Raw genomic sequence first — 392 nt, 5'->3', positions numbered from 1 at the left:
CCTGACCACGATCATTCGACTCACGTGGATCATCCGTGGGTACGGCAGCGAGGGATTCGAACTTGCCCGCGAGTGGGTGGCCGGTGAGGTCGAGGTTGGAGTCTTTGAGCTGGTCGAACAGAGACTGCTGTCCCCATGTCGACGACGACGGCTTTCCCACAGAAGACAAAGCATCAGTCGTATCTTTCCCCGCCACAGCATCATCGGGTCCGGGGCGTGGGTCACGCTCTTCTGGGTGTCCTGGGGTTCGGTCGGGGGTGAGAGTCATGGTGTTGAAGTCCATTCGCCAACATCGTTGTTGCTCTTCTCTTAATTATACATTCATTTCACCTCTTTGCACCATGAGTTTCGATTTATCTTCGATCATTATTTGACTATCGTATTAACTGTTG

General features: G+C 52.8%; 1 pseudogene. It reads right to left on the bottom strand.

Features of this window, described 5'->3' with window-relative positions:
• Window positions 1–268 (bottom strand): annotated as a pseudogene (locus tag FO013_RS22235) (hypothetical protein); the annotation flags it as partial.
• Between the last annotated feature and the right edge of the window lie 124 nt (window positions 269–392).

The organism is Brevibacterium aurantiacum (genome assembly GCF_007558825.1).
Classification (GTDB): domain Bacteria; phylum Actinomycetota; class Actinomycetes; order Actinomycetales; family Brevibacteriaceae; genus Brevibacterium; species Brevibacterium aurantiacum_A.
Note: the sequence above shows the minus strand (reverse complement) of the source record. Positions and strands in the feature narration are given on the sequence as shown.